This is a genomic window from Acinetobacter sp. UBA6526 (assembly GCF_002434875.1).
GTDB lineage: Bacteria > Pseudomonadota > Gammaproteobacteria > Pseudomonadales > Moraxellaceae > Acinetobacter > Acinetobacter venetianus.
Window position 1 is genome coordinate 40,243 of sequence record NZ_DJLC01000243.1, and the last position, 6,438, is coordinate 46,680.

A 6,438-nucleotide genomic window follows, 5' to 3' on the forward strand; every position below is an offset into this window, starting at 1 on the left:
TATATGTCTGAACACCGTAAACCTGAACAGGGTATAAAACTTCGTGGCGCAGAAAAAGTCGCAAGAATTCCTGTTAAAGTTATTCCTACGGTTGAAGTACCTCGTAAACCAGACTGGATTCGCGTCAAAATGACTGCACCTGAAGAGGTTCAGCGTATAAAAACAACTCTACGTTCGCAAAAACTCCATACTGTTTGTGAAGAAGCTGCCTGCCCTAACCTACCTGAGTGTTTTGGTGGTGGTACTGCGACTTTTATGATTATGGGCGATATTTGTACTCGCCGTTGTCCGTTCTGTGATGTTGCACATGGTCGACCAAATGCTCTCGATCCTGATGAGCCACGTCACATGGCAGAAACCATTTCTAATCTAGGTCTTAAATACGCAGTGATTACCTCTGTAGACCGTGATGATTTGCTAGATGGTGGTGCTCAACATTTTGTTGACTGTATTAAAGAAGCTCGTGAGTTAAGCCCAAAAACATTATTAGAAATTTTGGTTCCTGATTTCCGTGGTCGTATGGATATTGCCTTACGTATCATGACTGAATGCCCACCAGACGTTTTCAATCATAATATTGAAACTGTTCCTCGTCTGTATAAGGCAATGCGTCCAGGTTCAGACTATCAGCACTCTTTAAATCTATTAAAAATGTTTAAAGAATACTGCCCTGATGTCCCAACTAAATGTGGTTTGATGGTCGGCATTGGTGAAACTGAAGAAGAAGTTATTGCATTACTCGATGATCTTCGTGCGCACGATGTAGATTACGTGACCATTGGTCAATATCTACAACCATCGAAGCAACATGCTCCAATTGACCGTTTTGTGACACCAGAAGAGTTTGAGCGCTATGCTGAACATGGTCGTAAACTCGGTTTCCGTAACATTTGGTCTGCGCCAATGGTTCGCTCAAGTTACTTTGCTGATCGTCAATATCACGGCGAACCAGTTCCAGCAGTACGTCGTAAAGTTGACCCAGCTAAAAAGATCGCAGTTCAAACTGTAGAAGCCTAAGCTTTGATCCTAATAAAAAAGAGAACACAAGTGTTCTCTTTTTATTTCCAAAAATTTACATTAATTATAAATTCAATGTTTCTTAGCGCCTGTGAATTCGGCGTGAATAATTACAACATAGAACTCAAATACAGAAAAATCACATAAAAACATTGTTTTACTTATTGCTCCCCCACGAATAACCTATTTACAAGAAAAAAGATCATTGAAAATAAAAAGCTAGAAAATTTTCAGTTTTTTTATTCAAAACTTTTTACTGAGCATAAAACAACACAAGAAGCGAAAACTTTAATTGCGTTATTGGATCAGTTAACGCTTTCTTAGCAAACAATATCAGGATGAAAATAATGAATAAACAACTTGCTACACTGACCGTAACCGCACTCACGAGTCTGGCACTATTCGGCTGTAACAGTGACTCAAACAATGATACTGAATCATCAAGCTCCAATACTGGTGATACCTTAATTCTCACCAGCAACGGTATGATTAGTTCAGTTGACCGTATGATGCCAAATAAAATCGTATCCAACATGAAAGTTAAAGGTCTTCAATCAGGAGATGAACTTGTAGGTATAGATTACAGACCTAAAAATAGTATGCTCTATGCAGTAGGATTATTAGGAAATATCTATACCCTTAACCCATCAACGGGTGTTGCTACTTTTGTAAAAAAACTAGTTGCTGATCCAAATGATACGACTGACGGAAATGCGCCTTTTAGTAAAATTATGGGTGATGCCAATTTAATTACAGTGAACTTCAACCCAGTCGCGGATCGACTACGGGTCATGACCAACACAGGACAAAACTTACGAATAAATGTTGATACTGGTGCCACAATTACAGATGGTACTCTTAGTTTAACGGGTAGTAGCCCAGCAGTCATTGCAGGAGCATACACCAATGCATTTGACGGTACTGGCTCAACTAAGCTCTATAGTATTGACCAAAACTCTGATCGAATTTATCTACAAAATGCCAATGCAGGCACACTTGGTATATCTACCATGCTGGGTGACGATGTAAATACAAATGGTGGCGGTGGCTTCGACATTGATCCAGTCAATAATGTTGGATTTGCAGCATTAAAACTCAACACTGGGAATTATAAATTTTATCAACTTAATCTTGCCAATGTCGGAACAAGCAATGCTGCTATTTTCACAACGGGTGATTTAGCAACAAGCTTTAACTCAATGGGTGTTCGAGGTATTGCACTAAAACGGGCCAACGATGCAATGGCACAAGGGTTTGGTCTTACTCAAAATAATAAATTAGTAAGTTTTGCTTTAAATAACCCAAATATGGTGACAGAAAAAAATATTACAGGTCTGTTAGTTGATGAGAAATTTATCGGGATTGATTATCGCCTTAGAACGATGACAGATCATTCAGGAAAATTGTATGGTCTGACCAATAAAGCCAATATTTATACAATTAATACAGATTCAGGTGTTAGCACCTTGGTTTCTTCTCTAAAAGCAGCAATGGGAAGTAGCTATACAACTTTAGATGGTACAAGCTTCGCTGTAGACTTTAATCCAGCGGCTGATCGTTTACGTGTGATAAGCAATACTGGGCAGAATTTAAGAATCAATGTTGATACTGGAGACACCATTAAAGATGGTGATTTAAATGGTGTAATGAACGCCAAAGTTACGGCGGCAGCTTATACCAATAGCTTCAAGACTTCAGTGACAGGCTTAGGCACAGAATTGTTTGATTTAGATCAGATGAGTCAAATGCTTCTTAAACAAAGCCCACCAAACGACGGTACACTAAATAGTATTGGTAATCTTGGTATTAACCTTGGAACTGATAATGGTTTTGATATTGCGGGCGGTGACAATGGTTACGCTCTTGCAACGGTTTCAGGTAGTACAGGTCCATCTATTCTCTATCGAATTGATTTGAATAGCGACACCACTATTACCACTCCACGAGCAAGATTTGCATTGAGTGCCGATGGTATGCCAAGCTCATCGGCCTCTACAATTGGTAATAGCACAACTCCTCCACTCATTGATTTAGCGATTCTTTTAAAATAAGACATAAAAAAACACCACATGATTACATGTGGTGTTTTTTATTTATAAATGCTTAAGCAATATGCTTTTGTACTACGATTGAACCAACCGAATAACCCGCACCAAATGATGAAATCACAGCATATTCACCATTGTTGACTTGCTCACCTGTACGGTGCATTGCAATGATTACACCAGCAGAAGAAGTATTAGCAAACTCATCTAAAATAATTGGTGCACGATCTAAATCAGCATCTTTACCAACCACCAATTTTAAAATCAGTTCATTCATATTGGCATTGGCTTGATGCAACCAGAAACGTTTCACTTGTTCAGGTGTTAATTCTAATTTCTCTAATTGCGCAGTAATAATTTTTGCAACTAGCGGACAAACTTCTTTAAATACCTTACGTCCATCTTGACGGAACAATTTATCGTCAACCACTGCATCTTCACTACGGTTTAAGAAACCAAAGTTATTGCGAATGTTATTTGAGAATTGGGTAAATAAATGAATATCTAAGATTTCATAACCTGATTTTGTTTCAGTTTCTTCAATAATCGAAGCTGTCGCAACATCACCAAAAATAAAGTGAGCATCACGAGTACGATAATCTAAGTGACCTGATGTAATTTCGACATTTAGTAATAAAACACGGCGAGCACCACATTTCACAGCATCATAAGCTTGCTTTAAACCAAATGTTGCAGCAGAACATGCTACATTCATATCGTAAGCATAACCCTGAATACCAAGTGCAGACTGAATTTCAATCGCAACAGCTGGATAGGCACGTTGCATATTTGAACAAGCCAAAATAACTACATCAATATCTTCCGCTGTTACGCCTGCATTTTCCATTGCTTGTTTCGCGGCGATAACACCCCACTCTGCTTGCAGGGAAAGTTCTTCATTGCTACGTTCTTGTAAATGTGGACGCAAACGCTTTGGATCCAGAATACCTGTTTTTTCTACGACATAACGGCTTTTGATGCCTGATGCTTTTTCAATAAATTCAGGACTTGAACCACGTAGAGCTTCTAGCTCGCCTGCTTCAATTTTATCTGCATTTTCTTGATTATATTGTTCTACATAAGCATTTAAACTTTCTACCAATTCTTCATTGGAAATAGATTCGGTCGGGTGAAATAGACCTGTACCTGTTATACGGATGCCCATGTAAAACTCCTGTAAAGAATGGTTCTAGCTTTCATCATTGCTCAGTTTAACCGATTGCTAAACGATCCCATAGTTTTTGTAATCTATTTGGCGAAATTGGCATCTTTGTTTTCATCGGTTGAGAAAATAAAGAAATACGAAGCTCTTCCAACATCAAATACAATTCTTTGATTTTAGGATCATTTTTAAATTTAAACACTTTGTCCATCCAAGGATCGACATCATCAATTGCAGCAAGGTCACGTTGTAGATTATTTGGCAAACGATCTAAACGCAATAGCAGTGCTTTCAAATAACGCGGGTATTCCTGCCAAATTTCAGTAGGTCGCGTATAAACAAAGTTAGCTAAAGACATTAAATCAAGTTGGTCCTCAATGTCATCTACACTCCGACCAAAGATAGTTTGATCTAGCACAAGTAATTCTCGACGAATTTGCTGCCACTGTGTAAAGATCTCGGTGAGATCACTTAATGCTTGCTGTCCATTGGCTAAAAATTGCTTTTTAGTATCTTGCAACAGCTTTTCAAACTCATCTGCATTTTTAGGAAGCACTGTAATCGACAGCTGTAAAGTTGCATAAACCAACATTTGTTCGAGCTTTGCGCGTTCACCTAATGGTGAGTATGCGAGTGCCAATGGTTTAGAAATTTGCTTTTTCAACTGACGGATCAGATCTCCCAATTGCATATGAATTAGGCGAATAATCCCCTCTCGATGTTGTTTAATCGCTTCTTCTTGATCATTGAATGTTTGAACCACCACGCCAGATTCATCTTTGCTCTCAAGTTCAGCAAATGATTTAGTTGGAACTAAAGCTTGATACTGCTTAACAACAACCCCTGTGACCTTTTGTGACGCCTCAAAAATAAAACTTTCAGGGAATGTTTGAAATTCACCTTGTTGCTGTTTGACTGGCCGATGTGTTTCAACTCGGCAACGTGCTTTTAATTCATCTAAATCACGCCCTTGTGCAATCAGCTTGCCTTTTTCATCAACCACCTTAATAAAAGGCACAAGATATTGGTCAATACGCTCAAATGAAAAATCTTTTTCTGTAATCTGCTCACCACGTAAAGCAAAAGCTAGATAAGTGAATAAATGCTCACGTAAATGCGTTGCATCTATACCTTTGATTAATTTTCTAGCTGTGTCTGGAATAGGCACGAGATTGCGACGCTTATCTTTTGGTAATGCTTTGAGCAATGCTTCGATTAAATCTTGTCTCCAGCCGGGTATACCCCACGACCACGGTTTCTCATCAACTTGTGGTAGTGCTTGCACTGGAATCTTAACCGTTGCTCCATCTTCATCATGGCTTGGATCGAAGCGATAGCTTGCAGCCAAACGCAGCTGACCATTATGTAGATAATCAGGAAATTGTTGTGTTGTTGGTCGATCATTGAGCCACAGCGCATCATCTTCAACGAAAAGATAACGTGGCTCTTTAGATTCAACTGTAGCACGCCAATCTTCAAAGCTATGACGACTCGCAACATCAGTGGGCACTTTGGCGGCATAAAATTGGTAAATGGTTTCCTCATCTACCACCAAATCACGGCGACGTAATTTATCTTCAACTCGCTCAACTTCTTCTAGCTTGAGCAAGTTATGTTTTAAAAACGGTGGCGTTATTCCTAGATTCCCAGTCGTGAGTGCATCGCGCAAAAAGATTTCGTGCGCTGCTGGTTGATCTACTTTTTCAAAATTGATTAAACGCTTCGGTTCAATAATCAGACCAAATAATGAAATCTGCGCATAAGCATTGACCACGCCTGTTTTCTTCGACCAATGCGGTTCAAAGTAGTGATATTTCAATAAGTCACGTGCAGCTAATAAAATCCATTCAGGATCAATTTTTGCCAAGGTTCGCAGATAAACTTGCGACGTTTCCACCATCTCAAATGCCATGATCCAAGAGGTATTGGTTTTATGTAAGGTACTGGCTGGAAAGACTTTAGCTTTTTGCTGGCGTACTGCCATAAAAGTATTACGTTCATCGGTTTTATTGGCGATGAATGAAAGCAAACCTGTTAATAATGCACGATGCAGATTTTCATAATTTGCACCTTTTTCATTAAAACTCAACTTCAAACTTTCAGCGAGCTCAACGAGTTGTTGATGTGTTTGTTTCCACTCACGCAAACGCAACCAGCTCAAAAAGTGCTGACGTGCAAACTGACGACGCTTATTCTCAGATTGCGTATCTGGGC

General features: G+C 39.1%; 4 protein-coding genes. 2 read left to right on the forward strand and 2 right to left on the reverse strand.

From position 1 onward, the window contains the following. Window positions 1-3: 3 nt before the first annotated feature. Both lipA and B4237_RS16905 read left to right on the forward strand, forming a co-directional pair. Entirely contained in the window at window positions 4-1,017 is a 1,014-nt protein-coding gene (gene lipA, locus B4237_RS16900) for a lipoyl synthase (protein WP_007482791.1), read from the forward strand. 347 nt (window positions 1,018-1,364) lie between these two features. Next, entirely contained in the window at window positions 1,365-3,068 is a 1,704-nt protein-coding gene (locus B4237_RS16905; protein WP_061392197.1) for a DUF4394 domain-containing protein, read from the forward strand. A gap of 52 nt (window positions 3,069-3,120) precedes the next feature. Here the strand turns inward: B4237_RS16905 and B4237_RS16910 are convergent, their stop codons facing one another. Both B4237_RS16910 and B4237_RS16915 read right to left on the reverse strand, forming a co-directional pair. After that, window positions 3,121-4,227: a beta-ketoacyl-ACP synthase III gene (locus B4237_RS16910; RefSeq protein ID WP_007482793.1), complete on the reverse strand. Its 1,107-nt coding sequence runs from the start codon at window positions 4,225-4,227 to the stop codon at window positions 3,121-3,123. Between the two features lie 46 nt (window positions 4,228-4,273). Continuing rightward, the coding region (locus tag B4237_RS16915) for a DUF3418 domain-containing protein (protein WP_286944056.1) at window positions 4,274-6,438 on the reverse strand (2,165 nt) is incomplete at its 5' end.

Excerpts from the sequence above, each read along its gene's own strand:
- lipA (WP_007482791.1), top strand. The coding sequence starts at position 4 with ATGTCTGAACACCGTAAACCTGAACAGGGTATAAAACTTCGTGGCGCA.
- B4237_RS16905 (WP_061392197.1), top strand. The coding sequence starts at position 1,365 with ATGAATAAACAACTTGCTACACTGACCGTAACCGCACTCACGAGTCTG.
- B4237_RS16910 (WP_007482793.1), bottom strand. The coding sequence starts at position 4,227 with ATGGGCATCCGTATAACAGGTACAGGTCTATTTCACCCGACCGAATCT.